This window comes from Mogibacterium sp. CM50 (assembly GCF_000293155.1).
Lineage (GTDB): Bacteria > Bacillota > Clostridia > Peptostreptococcales > Anaerovoracaceae > Mogibacterium > Mogibacterium timidum.
Genome location: NZ_ALNL01000023.1, coordinates 1 through 24,581, shown reverse-complemented (window position 1 = coordinate 24,581; position 24,581 = coordinate 1). Strand labels below are relative to the sequence as shown.

The 24,581-nt window shown below is 46.5% G+C and carries 19 protein-coding genes; 4 read left to right on the top strand and 15 right to left on the bottom strand.

The genetic code is table 11. The features are described from left to right. Positions 1–68: 68 nt before the first annotated feature. Both ligA and HMPREF1152_RS03565 read right to left on the bottom strand, forming a co-directional pair. Positions 69–2,030 carry an NAD-dependent DNA ligase LigA gene (ligA, locus tag HMPREF1152_RS03570; RefSeq protein WP_009643838.1) on the bottom strand — a complete coding sequence of 654 codons (1,962 nt, stop codon included), beginning with the start codon at positions 2,028–2,030 and terminating at the stop codon, positions 69–71. Between the two features lie 110 nt (positions 2,031–2,140). Beyond that, entirely contained in the window at positions 2,141–4,468 is a 2,328-nt protein-coding gene (locus tag HMPREF1152_RS03565) for an ATP-dependent helicase (protein ID WP_009643799.1), read from the bottom strand. A 375-nt stretch (positions 4,469–4,843) separates the two neighbouring features. Between HMPREF1152_RS03565 and gdhA the strand changes: the two genes are divergently transcribed. Further along, positions 4,844–6,190: an NADP-specific glutamate dehydrogenase gene (gdhA, locus tag HMPREF1152_RS03560; protein ID WP_009643784.1), complete on the top strand. Its 1,347-nt coding sequence runs from the start codon at positions 4,844–4,846 to the stop codon at positions 6,188–6,190. A gap of 184 nt (positions 6,191–6,374) precedes the next feature. On the opposite strand, the gene ahpC is transcribed toward gdhA, so the two are convergent. From ahpC to HMPREF1152_RS03545, 3 genes are all read right to left on the bottom strand, one after another. Then, positions 6,375–6,938 carry an alkyl hydroperoxide reductase subunit C gene (ahpC, locus tag HMPREF1152_RS03555; protein ID WP_009643793.1) on the bottom strand — a complete coding sequence of 188 codons (564 nt, stop codon included), beginning with the start codon at positions 6,936–6,938 and terminating at the stop codon, positions 6,375–6,377. Between the two features lie 478 nt (positions 6,939–7,416). Next, entirely contained in the window at positions 7,417–8,592 is a 1,176-nt protein-coding gene (locus HMPREF1152_RS03550; RefSeq protein WP_009643815.1) for a hypothetical protein, read from the bottom strand. Between the two features lie 44 nt (positions 8,593–8,636). Next, a complete protein-coding gene (locus HMPREF1152_RS03545) occupies positions 8,637–9,212 on the bottom strand; it encodes a peptidylprolyl isomerase (protein WP_009643832.1) in 576 nt (191 codons plus the stop codon). Positions 9,213–9,710: 498 nt separating this feature from the next. Between HMPREF1152_RS03545 and HMPREF1152_RS03540 the strand changes: the two genes are divergently transcribed. The 3 genes from HMPREF1152_RS03540 (at position 9,711) to HMPREF1152_RS03530 (ending at position 13,047) form a co-directional block, all read left to right on the top strand. After that, positions 9,711–10,451 carry a helix-turn-helix domain-containing protein gene (locus tag HMPREF1152_RS03540; RefSeq protein ID WP_009643830.1) on the top strand — a complete coding sequence of 247 codons (741 nt, stop codon included), beginning with the start codon at positions 9,711–9,713 and terminating at the stop codon, positions 10,449–10,451. A 500-nt stretch (positions 10,452–10,951) separates the two neighbouring features. Further along, on the top strand, positions 10,952–12,013 hold the full coding sequence (locus HMPREF1152_RS03535) for an NAD(P)-dependent alcohol dehydrogenase (RefSeq protein WP_009643837.1): 1,062 nt from the start codon (positions 10,952–10,954) through the stop codon (positions 12,011–12,013). Positions 12,014–12,099: 86 nt separating this feature from the next. Next, positions 12,100–13,047, top strand: coding sequence for a GTP-binding protein (locus tag HMPREF1152_RS03530; protein WP_009643788.1), 948 nt, complete (start codon positions 12,100–12,102; stop codon positions 13,045–13,047). Positions 13,048–13,343: 296 nt separating this feature from the next. Here the strand turns inward: HMPREF1152_RS03530 and thiC are convergent, their stop codons facing one another. The 10 genes from thiC to HMPREF1152_RS03480 form a co-directional block, all read right to left on the bottom strand. Next, positions 13,344–14,657 (bottom strand): phosphomethylpyrimidine synthase ThiC, encoded by a 1,314-nt coding sequence (thiC, locus tag HMPREF1152_RS03525; protein WP_009643849.1) that lies wholly within the window; start codon positions 14,655–14,657, stop codon positions 13,344–13,346. A 12-nt stretch (positions 14,658–14,669) separates the two neighbouring features. Next, positions 14,670–15,584 (bottom strand): bifunctional hydroxymethylpyrimidine kinase/phosphomethylpyrimidine kinase, encoded by a 915-nt coding sequence (thiD, locus tag HMPREF1152_RS03520; protein ID WP_009643827.1) that lies wholly within the window; start codon positions 15,582–15,584, stop codon positions 14,670–14,672. Next, positions 15,577–16,353, bottom strand: coding sequence for a thiamine phosphate synthase (gene thiE / locus HMPREF1152_RS03515; RefSeq protein ID WP_009643820.1), 777 nt, complete (start codon positions 16,351–16,353; stop codon positions 15,577–15,579). The genes thiD and thiE overlap by 8 nt, the downstream gene beginning before the upstream one ends. 225 nt (positions 16,354–16,578) lie before the next feature. Then, complete coding sequence (trmB, locus tag HMPREF1152_RS03510) at positions 16,579–18,468, bottom strand: tRNA (guanosine(46)-N7)-methyltransferase TrmB (protein ID WP_009643840.1); 1,890 nt, start codon at positions 18,466–18,468, stop codon at positions 16,579–16,581. 23 nt (positions 18,469–18,491) lie between these two features. Then, positions 18,492–19,289: an energy-coupling factor transporter transmembrane component T family protein gene (locus HMPREF1152_RS03505; RefSeq protein WP_009643835.1), complete on the bottom strand. Its 798-nt coding sequence runs from the start codon at positions 19,287–19,289 to the stop codon at positions 18,492–18,494. 1 nt (position 19,290) lies between these two features. After that, positions 19,291–20,151, bottom strand: coding sequence for an energy-coupling factor transporter ATPase (locus HMPREF1152_RS03500; RefSeq protein ID WP_009643817.1), 861 nt, complete (start codon positions 20,149–20,151; stop codon positions 19,291–19,293). Further along, entirely contained in the window at positions 20,142–20,978 is an 837-nt protein-coding gene (locus HMPREF1152_RS03495) for an energy-coupling factor transporter ATPase (protein WP_009643792.1), read from the bottom strand. Before HMPREF1152_RS03495 ends, HMPREF1152_RS03500 begins: the two co-directional genes overlap by 10 nt. 366 nt (positions 20,979–21,344) lie before the next feature. Continuing rightward, the gene (locus HMPREF1152_RS03490) at positions 21,345–22,331 is read right to left on the bottom strand and encodes an ornithine cyclodeaminase (RefSeq protein WP_009643801.1); all 987 of its coding nucleotides are present in this window, start codon (positions 22,329–22,331) and stop codon (positions 21,345–21,347) included. 113 nt (positions 22,332–22,444) lie between these two features. Further along, a complete protein-coding gene (locus HMPREF1152_RS03485) occupies positions 22,445–23,635 on the bottom strand; it encodes an endonuclease/exonuclease/phosphatase family protein (RefSeq protein ID WP_009643808.1) in 1,191 nt (396 codons plus the stop codon). A 193-nt stretch (positions 23,636–23,828) separates the two neighbouring features. Continuing rightward, positions 23,829–24,581: EF-Tu/IF-2/RF-3 family GTPase (locus tag HMPREF1152_RS03480; protein WP_039883480.1), on the bottom strand; the 753-nt coding region annotated here is incomplete at its 5' end.

The following is a 24,581-nucleotide window of genomic DNA, read 5'->3' as shown; positions in this document are numbered from 1 at the left end:
CTCTGCTTTCTAAAAATTATAATTGCAACTTATTTATTATATATCTAAATAAGCCTTACGATAACCCCCTAATACCCGAGCATCGCCCTTATTTCGTCCTCGGTGATTATCTCGACGCCCAGCTCCGCTGCAGACTTGTTCTTAGATGACCCTGAATTGGGGTTGTTGGTTACCAGATAGCTCGTGTTCTTGCTGACACTGCTGCCAACCTTGCCGCCTTGCGCTTCTATTTCTTTCTTGAGCTCGGTGCGACTCTTGTAATGCTCCAGATTGCCTGTTATTACGAATATCGATCCGGTCAGTTCATTTCCGGCAGCTTCGTAGCTCTCATCTATATCCAGCATTCCGATCAAATCGGACAGAACCTGCTTGTTGTGTTCATCTGCAAAGAAAGCTTCATAATCTCTCGCCAACACTTCACCGATACCGTCGATTGTGATCAGCTCATCGTAAGTCAGGGCAGCAATCTTGCGCCATTTATTTTCGTAAGTCTTTGCGACCTGTGTTGCAGTTGCCACGCCAATGCCGGGGATTCCGACAGCCGCCAGAATCCTAGCCGGTACAGTATGGCGAGCCTTTTCAATCGATGCGGCAAGCTTATCGTATGACTTTTCACCAAAGCCGTCGAGCTCCACAATTTCATCTCTGTGCTCATGAAGGCGAAATATATCTGCAAACGATTTGATATACCCCAGTCCTATGAACTTGAGCAAGGTCTGCTCCGATAAGCCTTCTATATTGAGCGCATCTCTCGATACGAATAGCGAAAATCTCTTGACCTGCTTGGCCAGGCAAGCCGGATTGGTACATGTAAGAACCTTGGTTCCGGTCATGACCTTAACCTCTGTATCGCCGCCGCACACCGGGCAGTGGCAAGGCAGCTCTATATGGCTGCTCCTGGTGAGGTTGTCACCAATCTGAGGAATAATCATGTTCGCCTTGTAGACGGTGATTATATCTCCGATGCCTAATTCCAATGACTCCATGATGTTGAGGTTGTGCACTGATGCGCGCTTAACTGTTGTGCCTTCGAGCTCAACCGGGTCAAATATCGCTATCGGATTGAGAAGTCCCGTGCGCGACGGGCTCCATTCGATGTCTCGGAGAACAGTCTCCGCCTGCTGATCCGCCCATTTGAAAGCGAGCGAGTCGCGAGGGAATTTTGCAGTAGTGCCAAGCGTAGCTGCATATCGCAGATCCTCAAGCGTTAGCACAAGGCCGTCAGAAGGCAGCTCGAAGCTCTGCACCCTCTCGGCGTATCTCTCGATAGCATCCGGTATGCTGTGCCGGTCGACCTTGACGTATTCGACGACGTCAAAGCCCTGCGCGCTCATCCACTCCATTTGATTGGACCTGAGGTCTGCAAAATCAACACCTGCAGCCTCACTAAGTGTGAAAGCGTAGAACCTGACATTGCGCGCCGCGGTAATCTTGCTGTTGAGCTGACGCACGCTGCCGCTGCAGAGGTTTCTAGGATTCTTGTACTTGGCATCTGCGTCATCTATAGCCTCGTTGATTTTCTCAAATTCCTCGTAGGTGATAACGGCCTCACCGCGAATAACCGCGTGTCCCGTATAAGCTATCCGCTTAGGCACATTTGCGAACACAAGTGCGTTAGGCGTTATAACCTCGCCTATGTCGCCATTGCCGCGTGTTACTGCCTTGGTAAGCCTTCCTGCATCGTAGGTCAGCACGACCGTCAGCCCATCAAGCTTCCACGAGAGCAGGCCCTCGTGCTCGCCCAGCCACGCAGCCAGCTCATCACGGCTCTTAGTCTTGTCCAGACTGAGCATGCGGCTTGCATGTCTCTCTTTAGGCAGCTCCGACTGCACTGTGTAGCCGACATTCCTCGTCGGACTGTCATTCGGCGTGTATCCGGTCTCTCGCTCCAACGCTTCGAGCTCATCATATAGCGCATCGTATTTGTAATTGCTCATAATCTCACTTGCCTCGTCGTAGTAAGCCGCCGAAGCCTTGTTGAGCGTGATTATCAGCTCATCTATTCGATTCTTCTTGTTCTCAAGATTCATGTTTCCCTCTTTTTCCAGTCCTGTCTGCTGCCTTAGTTGTATTTTGCACCGTAATTTGTGCTAAGCTGCAGCTTATGCTATGCCATAGTTTATCTAACAAGCAAACTAGGCTATTCGACCTTGATAAGCTTGACAAAACCCTTGCCGAGCTTCTTGATCCCGACAGAATCAAAGGCGATGGTCAACGTCTTGGCATCCTGGTCGATCAGGAGCCCTTCGCCGAACTTAGGATGACTAATCCTGTCTCCTGCCTCAAAGCCCTCGTTGCTGATACCCTTGGATGCCTGCTTCCTGGCAAATTTCAGCGCATCAAAAGGCTTGGTGAAGCCGGCATCGTAGCCATCCGCGCTGCCCTCGTATCTTCCTTTGAATTCCCTGGTCCCAAACAAGCCGTCATCGCCCAGAAAGCCTCCACCCGCAGCAGCTCTCTGGATCGCCGTTGGATCGCCCTCCAGCAAATCCACATTCATCTCCCGCATAAATTCCGATTCAACGGTGTAGTCCGTCCTGCCGTACAGCATTCTCATCTCAGCACTTGTCAGATACAGCTTGCGCTTAGCTCTGGTAATTCCAACGTAGCAAAGTCTGCGCTCCTCTTCCATCTTGCCGGGATCATCCATCGCTGCCGCGCCCGGAAATATACCGTTCTCCATACCCGGCATGAACACGACCGGAAATTCCAAGCCCTTGGAACTGTGTAGCGTCATCATGATTACAGCTTCCTCATTGTCATCGCGATTATCAATATCGGACAGAAGCGCTATCCTCTCCAGGAACGATTGCATAAGAGTTGGCTCCTTTACATCAAAGCCTTCGGCTCTAAGTCTGTCACGTTCCTCCTTGAACTCTTCCTCCTGTTCGGTTAAAATTGCACCCTCTGCTTTGTTCTCAAATTCCACGATTACTGAACGGAGTTCGAGGATGTTCTCTATGCGTGCGTCAGCTTCTACGGTGTCCTCTGCCTCGAGCGCTGCGAGATATTCAGAACGTCTAAGCAGGTTGTCGTATACATCCGCCAGCTCCATGTTTTCCTGTTCTGCCCGCAATTCATCAAGCATATCAACCAGATTGGCAGCTGCCGTCTGAGCTTTCCCGGACAGCGCTCCAACCACCTCCGGTTCCTTGAGTGCCTCAAATATACTTATCCTGTACGCCTTCGCGTAGGAGACTATGCCCCCTAAGCTCTTTGCACCGATTCCACGCTTCGGTTCATTGATGATCCTGGTCATAGCCACATCATCACATGGATTGTCGACAAGGTGCATGTACGCCATTACATCTTTGATCTCCTTGCGATCGTAGAATCTGGTGCCTCCAAGCACTCTGTATGGGATACCTCTAAATGAAAACTTTTCTTCAAAAGGACGTGACTGCGCATTCTTGCGATACAGGATGGCCATTTTATTGAACGGAATACCTTCGTCATCATGTAAGCGCTGGATCTCGCCGCCGATATACCACGCCTCGCGTTGCTCGTCTTCAAGTCGTCTGTAAGTGACCTTTCTGCCGGCAGCCTTATCTGTCCACAGGGCCTTGGCCTTGCGATTCTTATTATTGACTATTACGGAATTCGCGAGCTCCAGAATATTGGCATCCGATCTGTAATTCTGCTCCAGCTTGATAACCTTGGTCTCCGGAAAGTCGTTCTCAAAATCCAGAATGTTCCTAATATCCGCTCCTCGCCACTGATATATGCACTGGTCGTCGTCTCCGACCACGCAGAGGTTGTGGCTTTTGCTCGCCAGCACGTGAATGATCTTATACTGCAAATAGTTGGTATCCTGATATTCATCGACCATTATATACCGGAATCTTCTCTGATAATATTCGAGCACCTCGTCACTAGCCTCGAGCACCTTCACAGCATTCCACAACAGGTCGTCAAAATCCATAGCGTTATTTTGTTTGAGCTCATACATGTACTGTTCATACACCTTTGCTACAGTCTCAGCCTTGAAATTCATGGGGTTTTGTTCGACGTACGTCTCCGGGTCTTCCTCAGATTCCTTACACGAGCTGATTACACTCGCAAGATATGATATCGAATATATTTTTTCATCAATCTTGAGTTCCTTTACTATCCTCTTTAGTAAAGCTTTCTTGTCCGATTCGTCATACACCGAAAACCCATTATTATATCCGATCACTTCACCGTGATTCCTGAGTATGCGCAGACACATAGCATGGAATGTCATCACCCACATGCCACGGACTATTCCGGTCAACGCTTCTATTCTATCTTTCATTTCACCTGCAGCCTTGTTCGTGAACGTGACAGCCAGAATGTTATACGGCGGCACTCCCTGCTCCAGCATATAGGCTACGCGATGAGTCATCATCGTCGTCTTACCGCTGCCGGCACCGGCCAGTATAAGCAGCGGCCCTTCAGTATATCTGACCGCTTCCTGTTGCTCTCTATTAAGTCTGCTCAGATCCATTTTTCTCAACTTTCTTCTATGACAAAATAAAAATATTGGAGTTTAATTTTATCACAGCGCCCAACGTTTGACTAACCTTAATCATGTATAACGCGCACTGTTATACATCGGAAAATCACAAAAAACCACAAGCAAATCCGCAAAATTTTGTGTGATATTAAATATTTTAAATTCAGCGTCAATTAATTTCTTGCAAAATAATCAAATTTTTTTGTCAATTGTGATACGCCTTCTCTCAAGCCCTTGTTATTACTACGTTGCAAGATATTGTATACACGTTGACAGCTTCATATACGAGTGCTAAAATTCATTTGTATGATGCCTGTGCATCAAATTTAATGCATTTTTAATTGTATTTTTTGTAAGGAGTTTAAAATGGCTAATATTTCACAGAAGTACATCGACATTGCCAAGAAGAACTATCCTAACGAGCCTGAGTTCCTTCAGACTGTAGAAGAGGTTCTAACATCTATCGAGCCGGTTCTCGAAGCTCATCCTGAGTATGAGAAGGCCGGTCTGGTTAAGAGACTTATTGAGCCTGAAAGAATGATTTCCTTCAGAGTTCCTTGGGTTGATGACAATGGCGAGGTTCAGGTTAACAGAGGCTATAGAGTGCAGTTCAACAGCGCTCTCGGACCATACAAGGGTGGTCTAAGATTCCAGGCTAACGTATATCCGGGAATCCTCAAATTCCTCGGCTTCGAGCAGATTTTCAAGAATTCTCTAACAGGTCTTCCAATCGGAGGCGGCAAGGGCGGCTCTGACTTCGATCCTGCCGGCAAGTCGGATGCAGAAGTTATGAGATTCTGCCAGAGCTTTATAACAGAGCTTTACAGACATATCGGACCTAACACAGACGTTCCTGCCGGAGACATGGGTGTAGGCGGCAGAGAGATCGGATATATGATGGGTCAGTTCAAGAGAATCACTAACCAGTACGATGGAACTTGGACCGGTAAGGGAACTACGAACGGCGGACTAAACGGAAGAACCGAAGCTACCGGTTTCGGTATCGTATTCTTCGCTAGAGAGGTCCTCAAGCACTTTGGTGATTCCCTCGAGGGTAAGACTGCTGTTGTTTCCGGATTCGGTAACGTATCCTGGGGAACGATCACTAAGCTTGTTGAGCTAGGTGCTAAGCCAATTACGATCTCCGGACCGGACGGATACATCCTCGACGAGGAAGGTATCACAACTCCGGAGAAGATCGAAACACTTCTTGAGCTACGTAACTCCGGCAAGAATATTTGCGCTCCTTACGTAGATAAGTTCCCTAACGCTAAGTTTATCCCCGGCAAGAGACCTTGGGAAGTTAAGGCTGATCTGTACATGCCATGCGCTATGCAGAACGATATCACCATGGATTGGGCTAAGGAAATGGTTGCTAACGGTGCCAGATATCTCATCGAAGGTGCCAACATGCCTACAACTAACGAGGCTGTTCAGTACCTCATGGAGAACGGCTGTGTGGTTGCTCCTTCCAAGGCTGCTAACGCCGGTGGAGTTGCTTGCTCTTGCCTCGAGATGGCACAGAACGCTGAGCACCTCATCTGGAACAAGGAGAGGGTATACGATGAGCTCGAGAACATCATGGTTCACATCTTCAAGATCACAGAGGAAGCTTGCGCTAAGTATGACCTCGGTGAGAACCTCGTAGCAGGCGCTAACATCGCCGGATTCGAGAGAGTTGCAGATGCTATGATGATGCAGGGTATTGTATAAATCCTGGCTCAGGAGATATAACACCATACAGAAAACGCGGGGGATGCAGTTACGCATCCCCCGTTTTACATCTATCCTTAGGATGAATTGTTTATACAGGTTAACTCTTTCTCAATTCACCTTTCTCAAAATGAGTTGCAATCAGTAATTAAAGCATTCACTGAATTCTGCTTTCACTATAAAGTTATAAAGCGCCTACCAGTTCTACTCCCGGTTTCAGCGTAGCTGCGCCCGGGGCCCATCTTGCCGGGCACACCTGATCGCCGTGTTCAGCTACAAACTGACTTGCCTGCAAACGACGGAAAAGCTCATCAGCATTCCTACCGACATTTCCTGCATTTACCTCGTATACCACGATTTTCCCCTCAGGGTTTACTATGAAGCTACCTCTTTCCGCAATCCCCTCAGCTTCAATGAGAACATCAAAGTCTCGTGCAAGAGCCTGAGTCGGGTCAGCAATCATAGGAAACGTAATCTTCCCTATGATCTCGGAATTATCATGCCACGCCTTGTGCACAAAGTGCGTATCGCACGAAACCGAATAAATCTCGCAGCCGGCAGCTTTAAAATCCGCATATTTGTTTTGTAAATCCTCAAGCTCTGTCGGGCACACAAATGTGAAGTCGGCCGGATAGAAAAAAAACACGCTCCACTTGCCCATGATATCTTCTTTTGTAACGGTTTGAAAATCATCATCTACGTATGCTTGGACAGAAAAATCCGCAACTTCCTTATTAATCAATGACATGTCAACCTCCTCTTTGTGTTAGATTCGTCTAACCACTGCAGCCTTTAAAAGGCAGGTACGAAACATACATATACGACCTGCCTCCTTCAATACAGAAAAACATCTTCGACGAGAGCTCACAACTCTCTTACGTGTAATATAACCCGAGATAATGAGGTTGTCAATCATTTTTTCGATGACGCAATTATATATCATGCTATCAATATTGAATTGTACTATTGCCTATTTCATAAAACATCCTCATTTTGATGCTGAGCTTACTCATCCTCTATGATCTATCAAGATAGATCATAGAAGGTATTAATCCGGATATGTGCTCATGAAATTGGTTAATTATAATCTCCTGATTTCAAGCAACTATATTTTATTCATAATCCTTTCATTTGACTTTGTTGCAACAAGCGGAGACGAGAACCTTTGGTCACACTGTAAACCGACCTGATGAGCTCCGTCTATTCTTATTGGGTACAGAAGTTTCCTACAGCATTCCTCCAAAGGCTCCGGCAAGAACAGTCGCAAAGCTTCCGGTTACAAATCCTGCAATATTCATCTTTGGCAGCAAATAGTTTTCGACAATCTTCTTTTCCTCAGGTGTATCTCCCGTAACTTCCGCAACTTCCTTTGACAGATACATGGTTGCAGGAAATCCATACATACATGTAAGGCACATTACGATTGCCAGATTTGGTTCAACTTTGAATATTTTTCCGCAAATATATCCTGTTATACATCCGAAGAATGTACCCACTATCAGTATGAACGCCATAGGCTTCAGCAAAGCCAGAACATCCGACGGCGAGCACGTCGAAAAGTCTGAAAATAGAATTATGACACAGGCGAAGAGAATAAACCCTGATGCATCAGTCTTACTTAAAGTGTCCTTATCCAGAAATCCTATTTCAGTGAAAATAGTTCCCATAATTAAGGCTACGATTATGTAACTTATATTTAACCCTGTCAGTTTCAATAATACTACTGAAAAATAATAACTTACAACACCGACAACGCCCAATTTCATAAGATGAAAAGAAGGCCTGTTTAAAGATTCAGGGAAGCTGATTAACCTCTTCCTTTCAAGATTTGCATCTAGAGAAACAGTTTTCTCGTATAGAGCAAACGCATCTTTATTCTTCTTGAATGCAACCCCTGCCCTTTTTAGGAACTGAGAGGACACGGGAATTCCAACCAGCCCCTGCATTCCGAGCAAAAGCGTAATATAGACAGACAGATAACTCTTGCCTTTGTCTGCCAGAATAGTTTTCATCGCAATTGTTGCAGCTGTTCCGCCACTAAATATAGGTGTCCCGGCTAGAGTATAATCACGACCGATCACAAATCGACCAATGAACACTAATGCGCAACAGGCGGTTGTCAAGGCAATTATCGAAACGCATACTGTTTTCCATTGTCTCTTCAGTTCGGCAAAATCAATCATATTGCCCATACCCACGATAAGCAGTGTAATAATTATTCCTGCTATAGGCATAATTCCCGAGCGCTCATAAATTGATCCGGGTAAACCGATCCAAAACGCTACCAGTAATGCTGCTGATACGAATAGGACAACATCAACATTTGCCTTTGTCTTTGCGGCAACATATTCACCTATGGTGAATATCAGTACAAATATAGTGAACGCTAATATATCAGGCATAACGCACCTCCATAATATATAAAAAATAGCTTTCGTTAAAACAATTAAGCAAATACAGGCCAGTTGCTAGGTATCGGATCCGGAATAATCTTGTCTGGTTCCGGATATTCCTCACCAAATGTTTCAACCTCAGTGCTAACAATTATTTCAGGTGTTTTAGGAACATTAATTTCAACAGCTTCGCACGGATTGGGGTATGTTTCGACTCTCTCTATACGACGCAGCTCTTCAACTCCCTCTATCACTTGGGCAATTACCGGAGCTTTTCCTGCCAGTTCTTCCAGTCTTCTCAGGGGGAAGAAAAATTCAGCTCCGGATATTTCAGTATCGGAGAAGAAGCCCAGACAAACATCTCCGAGCTCAGGGACTTTGATCTCCCCTTTACTCTCTTCTCTTATTTTGTTTGGAAGAAAATACTGGCACTCGCTGCGAAAAAAAGCATTGTAGCTTGCATCAATCCATGAACCCGGAACTATTCTCTGTATGGCAAAATTATCGTAGTATCCGTGTCTTATAGCGCTGATAAAACTGCACACCTCATTGTATGCATAGTCCGGTCTAAGTTCAAGAACAATCTTTCTTCCATTATTAAGTATTAGTTTTGCAATCGGATTTCTCATGTCCTCCCTCCATTCATTCGATATGTCATTCTGCTTCTTACTCTTTTAGTTCTGTTCCGTCAGGCCGGTGGTGGGGATCTGCTACATTAACGCCATATGAAATGCATTGTACATATAGTGTTAGCTCTGAGCCGTTTTCAACGAAGAGCGCCTCCTTTCACAAGCAGCTTATGCGAAATATTCCACACAAACTTCAAACAAGAACATCTCTCATATGTGAAAAATCAATATCTGTTCTATTATTAACAATATATATCCGTGTATTCAGGCTGTCAAAAGCATGAAATTATCCTTATACTACCATGTATTAAATTATTCACATGTTTGACGTAATTAAAATACACTCTTGAATAAAAATTATCAAATGCTAAGAAAAAGAAACGATTATCATCTGAAGTTTGTATTTTAAAGAAAACTCTTTACTAAAAGATAGTATTAAAGTTAGAATTGATTAAAAGAGATATTGCTTTTTATACTGAAAATAAGAAATAAAGTGATATGAAGAATATATGTCGCCATGTTGGCAGCCAAATAAGGTTCTTTCGCAAATTAAGAGGATTCACACTTAAAGAATTTGCAGCACAATTAAACAAGAGCGTTTCGACGTTATCAAAATATGAAAGCGGTGATATTTCGATCGATATTTTCACCTTAAGCGAAATTGCTAGAACCCTTGAAGTTACAATAGAACAGCTGCTTCCAACCGATTATATTGACACTTCCGATCAAGCGGACGACTCCCTATTTTCATTAGATAATCGACATTTTTTTGCTCAAAAAGATATATTTTACATGTATTACTCCTTTTCATCCAACCGCAAAGCTCCTAACAAGGGAATAACTGTAAACGTAATTGAAATAAAACGCAACAAAGATGCTCCTGATGAAATATATTTATACAGTGATTGTGAAATGCCTGAATCAAATTACCGAAAAAGCAAGTATGTGTATCACGGGAATGTATTCTACTATGATTTCGTTGTATATTTTTTACTTGAAAATGTGTATCATGCAGGTTGCTGGGATTACATTTGTGCTAAAGTTCCATTTAAGCACACATATACCACTACTGGGCTGTATACGGGTCTCTCAGAGAGTTTACGCAACCCAAGTGTTACCAAAGTAATAATTTCAACGACCTTGCTTGAACCGACAGATGAATTGTACAGAGAACTGGATATTGCGGATAAAGACACTTTTTATGATTTAAAGCACAGAAATTCATTGATTATCAGATGATGTTGCTTGTCGCAATAGAAAAGATGTGAGGTTTGCTGTAAATTGATCTTCTAATGCAGCTAAGAGTCTCGCCGAAATTGACCGATCCGTGTGTAAGACTATAGGATATATCACAAGCTGTGTAAAAGCTTGCTCACATACAGTGTGCCCACAATTATGAATAACATCAAAAAATCATTGTATAGATAAGCAGTCGAATTGATATTGCTTGGCCTCTAATACAATAAGAGAGCTTGATCGACCATCAACCTCATCCTCGAAAAACACATATATCTGCCTTCCAAAATTTTAACCACTCGCTATGAATGTGAAAGCATTTTCGAATAACCTCCACATTCCCATAATATTTTTCTATTGCGTTACCAATCTTTATATGTCAGTATATTGGTAACAGTATGAATCCTGCTATCTGACAAACTGTCGTGCTGTCAGCGATCAGCAAGGCGTGCCACCATCGGGATTCAGGGAAATATATAGAAGGTAAGATAGGAGGTAACAGAATGAAAGGATTTGCAATGTTAGAGATCGGCAAGACCGGCTGGATTGAAAAGGATCGTCCTAAATGCGGACCTCTTGATGCTATTATAAAGCCTCTCGCTTTATCCCCTTGTACTTCTGACATCCACACTGTATGGGAAGGGGCACTGGGGAACAGACACAACATGATTCTCGGACATGAAGGGTGCGGAATCGTCGAAGAAGTCGGTGAGCTTGTCAAGGACTTTAAGGTAGGGGATCGCATAATGGTTGCAGCAATTACTCCCGACTGGTCTTCCCTTGAAGCTCAAGGCGGATACCCGATGCATTCAAACGGGATGCTTGCCGGATGGAAGTTTTCGAATTTCAAGGACGGTGTATTTGGCGAGTATTTCCATGTTAATGACGCGGACGCCAATCTGGCACATCTGCCTGATTCTATTACACCTGAGGAAGCATGCATGCTTTCCGATATGGTTCCGACCGGATTCCACGGTGTAGAACTCGCAGATATAAGCTTTGGTGATACTGTTCTTGTAAACGGGATCGGCCCTGTCGGCCTGATGGGCGTAGCAGGTGCAAGTCTCAAAGGGGCTTCCAGGATAATCTGTGTAGGAACAAGACCTGCATGCAGAGAAGCAGCTAAGAAATACGGTGCAACAGATTTTATCAGCTACAAGGAAGGTCCCATCGACGAACAGGTTTTGGAATTAACTGATGGAAAGGGTGTTGACAGAGCTATTGTAGCCGGTGGCGGAGTTGAGTCCTTTGATCCAATCATCAAGGTTCTCAAGCCGGGCGGTAAAATCGGCAATGTCAATTATCTCGGCTCCGGAACATACGTAACGATACCGCGTGTTGAGTGGGGCTGCGGAATGGGTCACAAACAGATTGTCGGCGGATTGATGCCGGGCGGCAGGCTCAGACTTGAAAAGCTCGCAAGCCTGATAGAGGTAGGAAAGCTAAACGTCAAGCACCTTATAACGCACAGATTTGAGGGCTTTGAGAAGGTTGAAGATGCTCTCATGCTGATGAAGGATAAGCCGGCAGATCTCATTAAACCGGTTGTGAGCATAGGCAAATAGATAATAAAATCCCCGGCTTTTCGAGCGTTGATATCACTGCTCTCCAAGCCGGGGATTTTAACTTACTTGTAAAAAGGGGCATATTCATGAAAGTATTAATTGTTTCCGGATTCCTCGGAGCCGGAAAGACCACATTTATCAGGACATTATCAAACAGATTGAATAAGGACTTTGTAATTCTTGAAAATGAATATGCCTCAATAAATATTGACAAGGATATCATTAAGGACGATACAGGTCTTAACGTATGGGAATTTACGGAAAAATGCATCTGCTGCAGCGGTAAAGCTGACTTTGCAATGAATATCCTCACTATTGCAAACACTATTTCCCCTGAATATCTGATAGTGGAACCTACGGGTGTCGGCTTTCTGTCAAATGTCATTAATAATATTTCAAGGATTGAATATGAACAGATTGAATTACTCTCCCCTGTCACGATTATAGATCCAAACAGCTTTTTTCAGTACATTGAGCAGTACAACGAGCTGCTTACCGACCAAATCAGCTGCGCCGGCACCGTCATATTATCCAAAAGCGATAGGGCTGTTGATGTTGATGTGGATACAGTAATTGATAAAATCCAAGCCATAAATGCTGATGCAAATATAATCAGCAGGCACTACAGCGGTCTTTCGGATACAGCGTTGGAAGAATTATTGCTGAGAAAGCGAGACGGGACTGTCGAGGCTAAACCGTTTGAAGCAGAAACTGTCTTTGACAGCATTAGTATTTCAAATGCTGTGCTGTCCTCCGTCGGCGAGGTTGTCATCTTTCTGGAAGCATTAATCAGGAAGAAATACGGTAATATCATTCGCTCAAAAGGCACGATTCTGATAGGGAATACACCTATCAGATTCGATGTCTCGAATAACAATTACATAATTGAACAGGCAGATGCCGATTCCAAAATTGGCTGCGTGTTTATTGGCGACGGTATCATGACCGGTGATTTGAGGATAAAACTGCTCCCTGTTAATCTGAAGCACAATGTCAATAATGCTACTCGAAATTCAGCAGAATTCAGCAGATAATATATATGATTAAATACAATTTAAAACGCAGACTGCAGAGCGGGATAGGGCGTGATTATCGTCCTCTGCTTTTGCTGCAGCTATACGGTTTCAATTAAATCAAGCTCTAATTATAAATTGCATCGATTATGGGTTCGCTTTCCTCAACTGTTTCAACAAGTTTCGTTTAAATCCCCTAATTATAAATTGCAGGCAGAAATCGAATTTAGATAATCACAACAGAGAGGAAATCAGATATTGATGCACCCTCTCTGCTGCTTTTATCAAAACATATCATCCTATGATAGATATCCCATCTATAGGATATCTATTACTTCTCCCGAAAGTGCCTTGTTCATGCTTCTTACCGCGCAGAACTTTCCACACATACTGCATGTGTCCGAGTGATCCTCTTCAGGCATTCTCGATTCTCTTATCGCCTTGGCGGCAGCCGGATCCAGCGCCTCCAGCCATTGTGCATCCCAATCCAGCTCCTTTCGAGCTTTTGCCATCCTGTCGTCTCTATCACGAGCACACGGAACTCCCTTCGCGATGTCGGCAGCATGCGCAGCAATTTTGCTGGCGATGATACCGGCGTGGACGTCATCTACATTTGGAAGAGCGAGATGTTCAGCCGGCGTCACATAGCATAGGAAGGCCGCCCCCGTCCATGCTGCAATAGCTCCACCGATTGCAGCTGTTATATGATCATACCCCGGCGCGATATCCGTGACAAGCGGCCCCAGCACATAGAAAGGCGCACCCTTGCACAGAGTCTGCTGTACCTTCATGTTGGCTTCAATCTGATCCATCGGTACGTGTCCCGGGCCCTCAATCATGACCTGCACATCACGCGCCCACGCTCTATCCGTAAGCTCGCCCAACCTGATCAGTTCCTCAATCTGACAGTTATCCGTAGCATCTGCAAGACATCCGGGCCTGCACGCATCGCCAAGGCTGATTGTCACATCGTGCTCACGGCATATTTCAACTATCTCATCGAAATATTCATAAAACGGATTTTCCTCTCCCGTCATAGACATCCACGCAAATACGAGACTGCCGCCTCTGCTAACTATGTTCATCTCGCGGCTGCCGTTTCTAATCTGTTCGATGGTCTTACGGGTAATTCCGCAGTGGAGCGTGACGAAATCCACCCCATCCTCAGCATGCAGCCTTATGACATCCAGAAAATCCTTAGCCGTCAAAGTGTTCAGGTCACGCTGATAATGAATTACAGAATCATACACCGGAACTGTTCCTATCATAGCAGGGCATTCTGCGCACAGCTTCCGGCGAAACGGCTGCGTGTCACCGTGACTCGACAGGTCCATAATCGATTCCGCACCGAGCTCGACTGCACTCATCACCTTTTCCATCTCTATGTCATAATCCTTGCAATCTCTGCTGATTCCAAGATTTACGTTCACCTTGGTCTTGAGCATCCCTCCGACGCCGTTCGGGTCTATAGACTCGTGATGAATGTTTGCGGGAATTACCATTTTGCCGGCCGCCATCAGCGGCATCAGCTCAGCTACCTCGCGCTGTTCCTTCGCAGCGACCTTTTCCATCTCGGGAGTCACAATTCCCATTCTCGCCGCTTCCATCTGGGTTGAATATTTTCTAGCCATATTTCCTCATTTCTACCTTTCCTCAGGCTTTCTTTCTAAAATATTAATTGTATCCTGTTGTATCCTCTGCTGCTGCAAAATTGCCTCATGGTCTATTGACCCGTTTCCGCTTCCGATGCTCATGTTGCCGGCAATAGCGGCTGTTACGTGGGCTTTGGCTATTTGAACAGCTGCTGCAAGACTCTCGCCTTTTGCTAAATTTGAAGCTATAGAGCTCGACAGCGCACAACCTGTACCATGAGAGCTCATCGCAGCAATTCGTCGTCCTCTAAATATGCTAAGCTCCCCTTTATGCCACATACAGTCTGTTGCTTCTCCGTCTGCAGAATGCCCGCCCTTAACCAAAACGCTGCAGTCACAATGACAGCCTATCAGTTCAGCCATTTCTGAAGGTGTTAACTCTGAAGCCGGTAGTTCTCCCTTATGTGCGCTAACCGGCTCTCCGGCGGCCCGGCTGCGCTTATCAAGTATCGCTCTCACGATCGTCTGTGCCTCGGGTATATTGGGAGTCACCAAGGTCGATGCGGGAAACAGGTAATCTATCATATTTACCAGCACTTCATCATGCGCAAACCTAACACCCGAAGTCGGAGCAATAACGGGGTCCGTTATGACATTTCGCAGCTTGTACTTGTCTATCATATCAACGATTATTTTGACGTGAGACGGTTCTGATATCATGCCGATTTTGACCGCATCAGGAATTATGTCGCATATAACTGCATCAAGCTGCATACGCAGAAAATCGTCAGGAACAGCTATCACTGCCTTCACCCCCAGTGTGTTCTGCGCTGTCATTCCTGTGATGGCAGCCATTCCATAACAGCCCTCCGCAAATATTGTCTTGATATCTCCCTGGATGCCTGCGCCGCCGCTAGGATCACTGCCGGCGATGGATAGAACCTTTGGTATCTTTGAACTAACCATCTGTCTCTGTACCCTCCTCTGAATTGTCCTCTGCGCAAGGTGAGCTTGTAAGCGCCTGAGCTGCGGCTCTCAATTCATGCGCACTCGCCGCGATGTCTCTTGATCCGAATATCGCGGATATCACTGCTATGCCGGAGAGCCCGAGACCGGCAAGTTCTCCGACATTGCCGGCATTGATTCCGCCAATCGCTATTACAGGGATGTCTACGGCTGAAGTTATATCCCTGTATGCCTTGAGGTTAGCCAGCCTCACTGCATTACCTTTGGACTTGGATCCGAAAGCTGCCCCAACACCGATATAGTCTGCTCCTGCAGCTTGGGCAGCAAGTGCTTCATCGAGGTTGTGAGCCGTTGCTCCGATGATTTTATCTGATCCAAGCAGCTTTCCGGCAGCTCTGATCGATCCGTCTCCAAGACCGATATGGACTCCCGCTGCTCCCGAGAGCTTGCACACCAGTGCATCATCATTGACTATCAGAGGTACTCCGGCAGCATCGCATAGAGGCTTGACCTTACGAATTATGGCGAGCAGCTCCGCCTGAGTCACGTCCTTTTCCCTCACCTGCAAGCAGGTTATCCCACCTTGAATCGCCTGCGCAACAGCCTTGCCATATTCAACATCACCAAGATTGCAGCTACCGATGATACCATATAGCAGCAGCTTGTTCTTATCTAACCTTTCCCGACTACGCATATCGCTCACACCTATTCCGTTCCTATCAACAGTTGCACCACTCTGCGCATTAAAAAATGTGTAACGCCCAAGCACGGGTATTACACATAGTAAATCAGCACTCTCCCTCCGTTGGCATTATCCAAATCAGGTTCAGAGTCGTAACGTATCTCAACATTACCTCTCAGCGATACCGCTCCCCTTGCTTGTTGTATTCATTTGTATTTCCGGTTCATTATATATCAGTCGTGTATCGACTTCAATATATTCTTCGGATTTATCAGTATTCCCCCTTGAGTATAGCGAAATTCCGCCTCTCAGCTACTTGAAGCTATCCAGTGCCTGCTTAATAATCGCCGGCACCTTTCTGCACTTAGCCGCCGAAATAGATGCAATGGAGACTCTGACACCCTTGTCCATAGGCACGCAATACACGTCGTTTTCCTCCAGCCTCTTGCACACAGCATCCGGATCCTCACACGGGATAGAGACAAAGAAGCCTGCTCTAAACGGTACAATCTTGAGCCCTGCCTTCCCGGCAGCATCTTCAAAAGCTCTTCCACGCGACAAGAGCATCTCACGGAAGCCCTTGCGTTCTTCATCCACCTTGGCAAGAAGTTCGGCGTCGCTGTAAATTTCAGCTATTACTTCCTGAGGTCCGCGCGGCGAGTTTGACCAGCTCGACCTGCTGGAATACGAGCACACCCTGACGAATTCATCTGCAGTCTCTTCATCATCTGCCAGGCACAGCATGGCTGCACATCTAAATCCGTAGAATGTAAATGTTTTGGAAGCGCTATATGCCAGTATCGGCAGCACATTGCTTCTGAGTTCCTCGAGTTCAGGCAGAAATGCTCTGACTTCCTTTTCATCTCCTGCAAAATCGATATATGCTATGTCCACCAGCAGTGCCACGATTCTATCGTCGGGCACTCTGTTCAGGATCGCAACTACCTGTTGCCACTCATCTACGGATAAGGAATAGCCAGTAGGGTTATTTGCAGGAGTGTTTAGAATCAGCACGAGTCTGTCCCGAATACGCAGCAGCTTATTGATCTTGTATTCCAGGTCAGCGAAGTTAAATTTTCCCGCTTCATCGAACATCTCGAATGTCTCGAAGCCGCGGCCCTGTTCGGCAGCAATGTTCTGGTAGTTAGGCCAGCACCAGTCATGTGTGAGAATCTTGTCGCCCGGACAAGAGTAGTTCGCAATCGTATTTCTGAGCGCACCCGTGCCACCCGGTGTAGCAACGATACCGATGTGCCTGTCAGTCTTAAAGTCGCCAAGCGCGGCCTTGGTTACTGCTTCCTTGAAGCCCGGGATACCGGCGATGGGAGCATACTCTGCATACTGAACCGGCTTCAGATTCTTGACCGCCCCATCTACAGATGATAAAACGATAAGCCGACCGTCGTCGTCCAGGAGCGCTCCGATTGTCGCGTTTGCGACATTTTCATGACCCTTTGCCTTGATCGCGTCTTTAGCCCTACCGCTGATTCCAAACACCTTGTCCTGCGCAGGAATTACTCTGCCGTTAAGTGCTGCCAAACCCATTTTCTCCCCCTTCTTACGAATACGGCTTATCTCCATCATCTTAATGTTGAAGCCCTTGCCGCTAAATTTCCCCTCGTATTCTGTCATGATATTATCGTCATTGTACGGGGATGCATGCAAATCTCTTGTAAACTTCGTGATTCTTAAATCCGAAGCAATTACCTCGTTTATGGAATAGTTGAACAGATTCGTGTTATCGGTCTTAAATCTGACAACACCGGATTCATTGAGTACATCGAAATATTGTCTTAGCTTGCCACGATACGTCAGTCTCTTTTTTGCTGAGCAGTTCTTGGGAAGCGGATCGCTGAAATTAAGGTAGATTCCGTCAATTTCGCCATCCTCGAACCAGTCGTGCAGGTCGACGATAAAGTTTGGCACGAACACAACATTGCTAAGCCCCAGCTCTCGTACCTTCTCCAGTGCACGCAGCATAACACTCCTGTTGCCTTCCACTGCTATAAAAAAATTATCCGGCTCACGTTCCGCCAGCTGCGAGATAAATCTGCCTTTGCCGCAGCCTACCTCAAGGTATATACCCTTGCTGTGACCCGAGCGCTCCGCCCAATTGCCGCGAACCTCCTCCGGCTTATATACCAATATGTCCTCAAATCCCGCGTATTTTTCTTCCAGATTCTTGACCTTCCTCTGCCTCATCTATGCTCCTTTTATCTGTGATTCTATATGTATCTCGTTGCAAACAGTGCACATAGGAATACCATGAGCACGATCCCCCAGACAGCATCCCTCTTCGCAAAGCGGCTTTCATTGAGCTTCGTCCTGCCGTTGCCACCTCGGTAGCATCTCGCTTCCATCGCAAGAGCGAGGTCCCCGGCAATCCTGAACGAACTGACAAACAGCGGCACAATTATAGGGATGAGGCTCTTGGCCCTCTGAAATATATTTCCCGACTCAAAATCCGCCCCTCGCGATTGCTGTGCCTTCATAATCTTGTCCGCTTCATCCATAAGAACCGGGATAAACCTGAGCGCTATGGTCATCATAAGAGCAATCTCATGTGCCGGCAGTCCTACCCTTGCAAAAGGGCTTAACAGCTTCTCGAGTCCGTCCGTCAGCTCGGTAGGCTTCGTGCAGAAGGTCAGCAGCGACGTGCCGATTATGAGCAGCACCAGCCTTATTCCCATAAATGCAGCCCTATACAGCCCTTCGTACGTAATCTTGAGGAACTTCCACTGCCACAGTATAGTCCCGTCCATCATAAACACGTTGAGCACCATAGTGAACAGCAATATCAGCAGTATTGCCTTAAGTCCTCTCATCATGTATGAAAAAGGAACCCCCGACAGCTTTATCACCGTTCCGACTGCTACAGCAGCAATCACGAAGCCCCAAAAGTTATTTACAACAAAAAGCCCGACCAAATACGCCAGTACTCCCAACACCTTGCTTCGCGCCTCAAGCCTGTGCACGAGAGACTCCACAGGATAATACTGGCCAAGCGTAATATCTTTGATCATATTATCCCTGCCTCCCCATCATGTGAGCCGCTATGTATTCTGCAGCCTCTCGTTCTTCAAAAATCGCCTTAAATGGCAACTGCAGCTTCTCCGACAGCTCGTATATTATCTCGGTCACCGGAGGCACGCTAAGTCCCATGCCTTTAAGCTCCGAGGCTCTTGCAAATACCTCCTCCGGAGTGCCGCTCATCACCAGCTTGCCTCCATTCATAACTAGCACGCGGTCAGACAGTTCAGCGATATCCTTCATATTGTGAGAGACAAATACGACTATAAGCTCCCTGTCACACCTGAGCTTTTTGATAACATCCAGCATCTCTCTCTTGGATGCCGGGTCCAGTCCGGCCGTCGGCTCATCCAAAATCAACACCCTGGGTTTCATCGCCAGTACGCCGGCGATAGCAACCCTTCTCTTCTGACCGCCGGACAGCTCGAACGGCGACTTGTCTGCGAGCTCATCGCAGTCAAGCCCCAGCAGCTCGAGTGATTCCCTCACTATAGTCGGGAGCTCTTGGTCGGGCACCCCCAGGTTACGAGGTCCGAACGCAACGTCTTTTTCGACGGTTTCCTCAAACAGCTGATATTCCGGGTACTGAAACACCAGACCGACGCTTCTGCTGATATCCGCCTTCTTGACCGAATCATCGCCGATATTCATGTCAGCGACAAATATCTCGCCGGAATGTGGCCTAAGCAGGCCGTTCATGTGCTGCAGCAATGTGGATTTGCCGGAGCCGGTATGTCCGATTACTCCCACGCACTCACCGTCTGCAATCTCAAACGAAATATCGTCGATAGCAATCGTCTCCCCGGGCAGCCCCTTGGAATATATGTATTTCAGATGTCTTGCAATTATTGACATAATGCTTCCACCAAATCATCCTTGCTGATAATATCACTTGACAAAGCTACACCGCACTCCCTGAGCCGGTCTCGCACCAGAACGACCGCCGGAATCTCCAGCCCCGCCTCCACAACCAGCTCTTTGTCTGCAAAAATCTCCTCCGGAGCTTCATCTGCCAGCAGCTTGCCCGACTTCATGACGAGCACGCGCTTTGCCTCTGCGACTTCTTCCATAAAATGTGTAATGAGTATTATAGTTATCCCTTGCTCATTGAGACTTCTGATTGCTTTCATCACCTGCTTGCGTCCTTCCGGATCAAGCATCGCGGTCGGTTCATCAAAAACTATGCAGTCGGGGCGCATCGCAACCGCACCGGCTATGGCAATGCGCTGCTTCTGCCCACCTGACAGCTTGTGCGTCTCGCGCTTGCGATATTCATACATGCCTACAGCCTTAAGGGCATCCTCGACGCGCGTACGAAGCTCGGGATTTCCTACCCCGAGGTTCTCGGGTCCAAATGCGACCTCATCTTCAACAATCGATGACACAATCTGGTTATCGGGATTCTGAAACACCATGCCGACAGTCTTTCTTATATCCCAAATCAAATTATCGTCCCTCGTATCCATTCCATCGACAAAAATCTCTCCTTCTGTCGGGATAAGCAACCCGTTGAGACATCTGGCCAACGTGGATTTACCGGAACCGTTGGAGCCGGCGATAGCTACGAACTCTCCACGCCTAATCTCAGCAGACACATGATCAACAGCAGGGCACCGCGTCTCCGCGCCCTGCTCGAGAGCATATTCATAAACCAAATCTTGTATTTTTATAAACTCTGCCATAACGCCTCCGAGGTTTAATTATATATTAGCACATTGGCTATATCAACGGCATAAGTGAATTGCGGCAAATAATGAGTGAATTCAAGCCAATTGCAAGCAAATAAATAAGCCGAAGGTCACGCCTCCGGCTATTGTTCGCAATGGCTATAACGAACGCATTGAGGTACCAGGAATTCCCCTATTCCTGGTGACATCGATCTGTATTTCAACCCTTTTCACTTATCGATATCAAAATTATAGTCGACCAATTTTCAATTGTCAATGGGATTCTTTGTACAATTTCACAAACTTATCGTGAACCTCTTGCTTATTATTGTAAAATTTCTACTATTCTTCATCTAATACTGGCGCAGCGGCACCGATCGCTTAACCCCACCGCAGCCCTACATTCTTACCATCCGCCTTGTCGTAAATCAGCTTTGCAATCACGAGATCAAGGATACCGAGCCCGACATTCTTAAAGATAATAATCTCATCATCGTTCTCCCTGCCGACAATATCTCCAAGCGCATATTCACCGATATCTCCTGTAAGCTCCGACTCGGTTATGATTCCCTCCCGCAGAGGAATCTGAATATCAGCTGACTCTGCAATGCACGCATCCTTTGAATCGAAGTAGATCTTGTCAGCCCTGCCGAACAGTTCCGGATCAATCTCGTTCATCTCGGCGGTGTATGAACCGACACCGCTTACAACTGCCCCCTGCTTGACTCTCCCGGCATCAAATACAGGCTCAGTTGCAACTGTCACCACTACAATTACATCTGCTCCGTCTACAGCCTCATCTGTATCATTATACGCGATCAGCTCTGTCTCGCAAGCCTTGAACCTCGCCTTCATATCAGCGACAAACTTCTCCGTCTTGGCAAAATCCCTGGCGACGATTCTAACCTCATCCAGATCGCATGCCGCAAGCATAGCCTCCAACTGACAATCCGCCTGTCCACCAGTGCCGATCAGACAGCCGACCTTAGCATCCTTTCTCGCAAAAAGCTTAAATGCCGCGCCCGAAGCCGCTCCTGTGCGGAATTTAGTGATAAAGCTTCCGTCCATCAGTGCTACGATTTCTCCGTTTCTATCATCCATGAGCAGTACCTGACCCTTGGTTGTAGCCTCTCCCAGCTCTCTATTTCCCGGAAATATATTTACTATCTTGATCCCGGCCGCCCCCAGCTTGGAGCTGTAAGCAGGCATGAATGCGAAATTGCCTCTATCTCCGTCTGCTGCCAAAACCTGTCGCAGCGGAACTACGGCATTACCGCTCGAAAAGATCTTATACGCCTCGATATTTGACTCAATTGCATCTTCCATTGTAAATACAGCTCTGATATCCTTTTCATTTAATAAAAGCATGATTACTCCCCCCCGTTAAGTTCGTTTATAAATTTTTCATCTAAACTGCCATTTAAACCGCAGCTATTCAAATTCCACAAAGTAGATTCTCGGCTTCTATCAGTGATCGCTCTCTACTTTAGCCTTATCTCTGCAACAACCGGATTATGGTCGCTGTGCTTAAAGCCCAGATCCTGAGTCTTACACGACTTCATCTCTATATTCGACGAATAGATCATTCCGTCTATCACATAGAACTGGAACTTCGACTTGTCCGCTCCCTTGAGCGGCTTGTCCAGCGACCTACACGTAGGATTAGTGCCATCCATCACGAAATTCAATGACGAATCATACTCGCTGATATCTATTTTCCCGGGCTTCCACAGCCCCTTATGCACGGGATAGTTTCCAATGTATACGTTGTTGAACGTCTGGTTAAAATCTCCACACGCTATCACGTAATTTCCTTTATCCGATTCCTCCTTGAGCAGCTTGTTGAGAGCCTCAGTCTGGGCCTTCTTACCCTCGCCGTTGTCATATGCCTCCAGATGCAAATTGATGTACACAAACTCCTTGTCGCTACCATTGACTTTCGCACGGTTCACAAGCAAGCAGCGCTTGAGGTTGATTGTGCGCACCGGCCATTTGAAAGACACAGGCAGGCTAACCCTCGAGGCACCGCCGGCCTTGAACTTGGACAGAGTCATAACTCCGCTATCCACCTTACCTATCGGTGGTAGCGGATAAGGCACTATCGCCGCCTTGAAATTTCTTGCAAATGAATTTTCATAGTCACCCGCAGCTGCCCCGATCCTCGACACTTGGTCTATGTGCTCAGAGCGAGTTGAATCCTTGTCTACCTCCTGCAGCATCGCAATGTCCGGCGATACCTCATCTATCTCCCGCGAGACGGCTTTGATGTTTTCCTTTATTCTTTGCTTGCTGGACGTCTTGACGTGTGTGCCTCCGTCCATAAAAAAGTCTGCATTATCCCCGAGTGCTCCATACCCTATGTTCCATGTCATAACCTTGAGTGCTTTCCCTCGTGAGACTTCATATGCAGCCTTGCCGTTGATAGCTACGCGTTCAACTGTTTCGGGCTTATATTCGGTCAGTGATATAAACGCTATCAGCCCGGCAAAGGCAATCACTATTATAAGTATGATGATTGCTATGGCCTTCAGTATCTTCTTAATAACGGATCTGCCATTCCCTCCGTTATTATTAGAGCTGCCATCATTTCCGTTATGAGAGCTGCTGCCGAATTCGTTAGTGCCTTTGTTGTTCAATCCACTATTAGAAATATTTGCTAAATTATCTGTCATTTTTTATCTCCTCGAAGCAGATATATTGCCATACACGTGTATACTTGTAAGATACAACGTCTGTTAAGCTTATCATAGAATGTTAATCATATCCCTAATAGGATACCACATATCAAATATGTTTGAACATAAAAACAGGGGCGCATCCGCACCCCTGCCTTATTCCTTTGGTGGTATTCCCTCTATATCGGGATTACTCGATGATCTCCGTTACTATGCCGGAGCCTACTGTTCTTCCGCCTTCTCTGATAGCAAAACGCAGTCCCTCTTCGATAGCGATTGGTGTAATTAGAGAAATCTCCATTACTACGTTATCTCCCGGCATGCACATCTCTGTTCCTTCAGGCAGCTGCAGATCTCCTGTTACGTCTGTTGTTCTCAGGTAGAACTGTGGTCTGTATCCGTTGAAGAATGGTGTGTGTCTTCCACCCTCTTCCTTCTTGAGTACGTATACCTGTCCCTTGAACTTTGTGTGCGGGTGAATCGTTCCCGGCTTCGAGAGTACCTGTCCTCTTTCGATTTCGTCTCTCTGTACACCTCTCAGCAGTGCTCCGATGTTGTCTCCCGTCTCAGCCTGATCAAGAGTCTTCTTGAACATCTCTACTCCGGTTACTACTACCTTTCTCTTCTCTTCTGTCAGTCCTACGAGCTCTACCTCGTCCCCAACCTTGAGCATTCCTCTCTCTACTCTTCCTGTTGCTACCGTTCCACGTCCCGTGATCGAGAATACGTCCTCGATCGGCATCAGGAATGCCTGGTCGTTTGCTCTCTGTGGCTCAGGAATGTATGTATCTACTGCCTCCATAAGCTCGAGAATCTTATCTCCCCACTCGCCTTCCGGATCCTCCAGTGCCTTGAGTGCCGATCCTCTCACGATCGGTGTGTCATCTCCGGGGAACTCATACTCGTCAAGAAGCTCTCTTACCTCCATCTCTACGAGATCCAG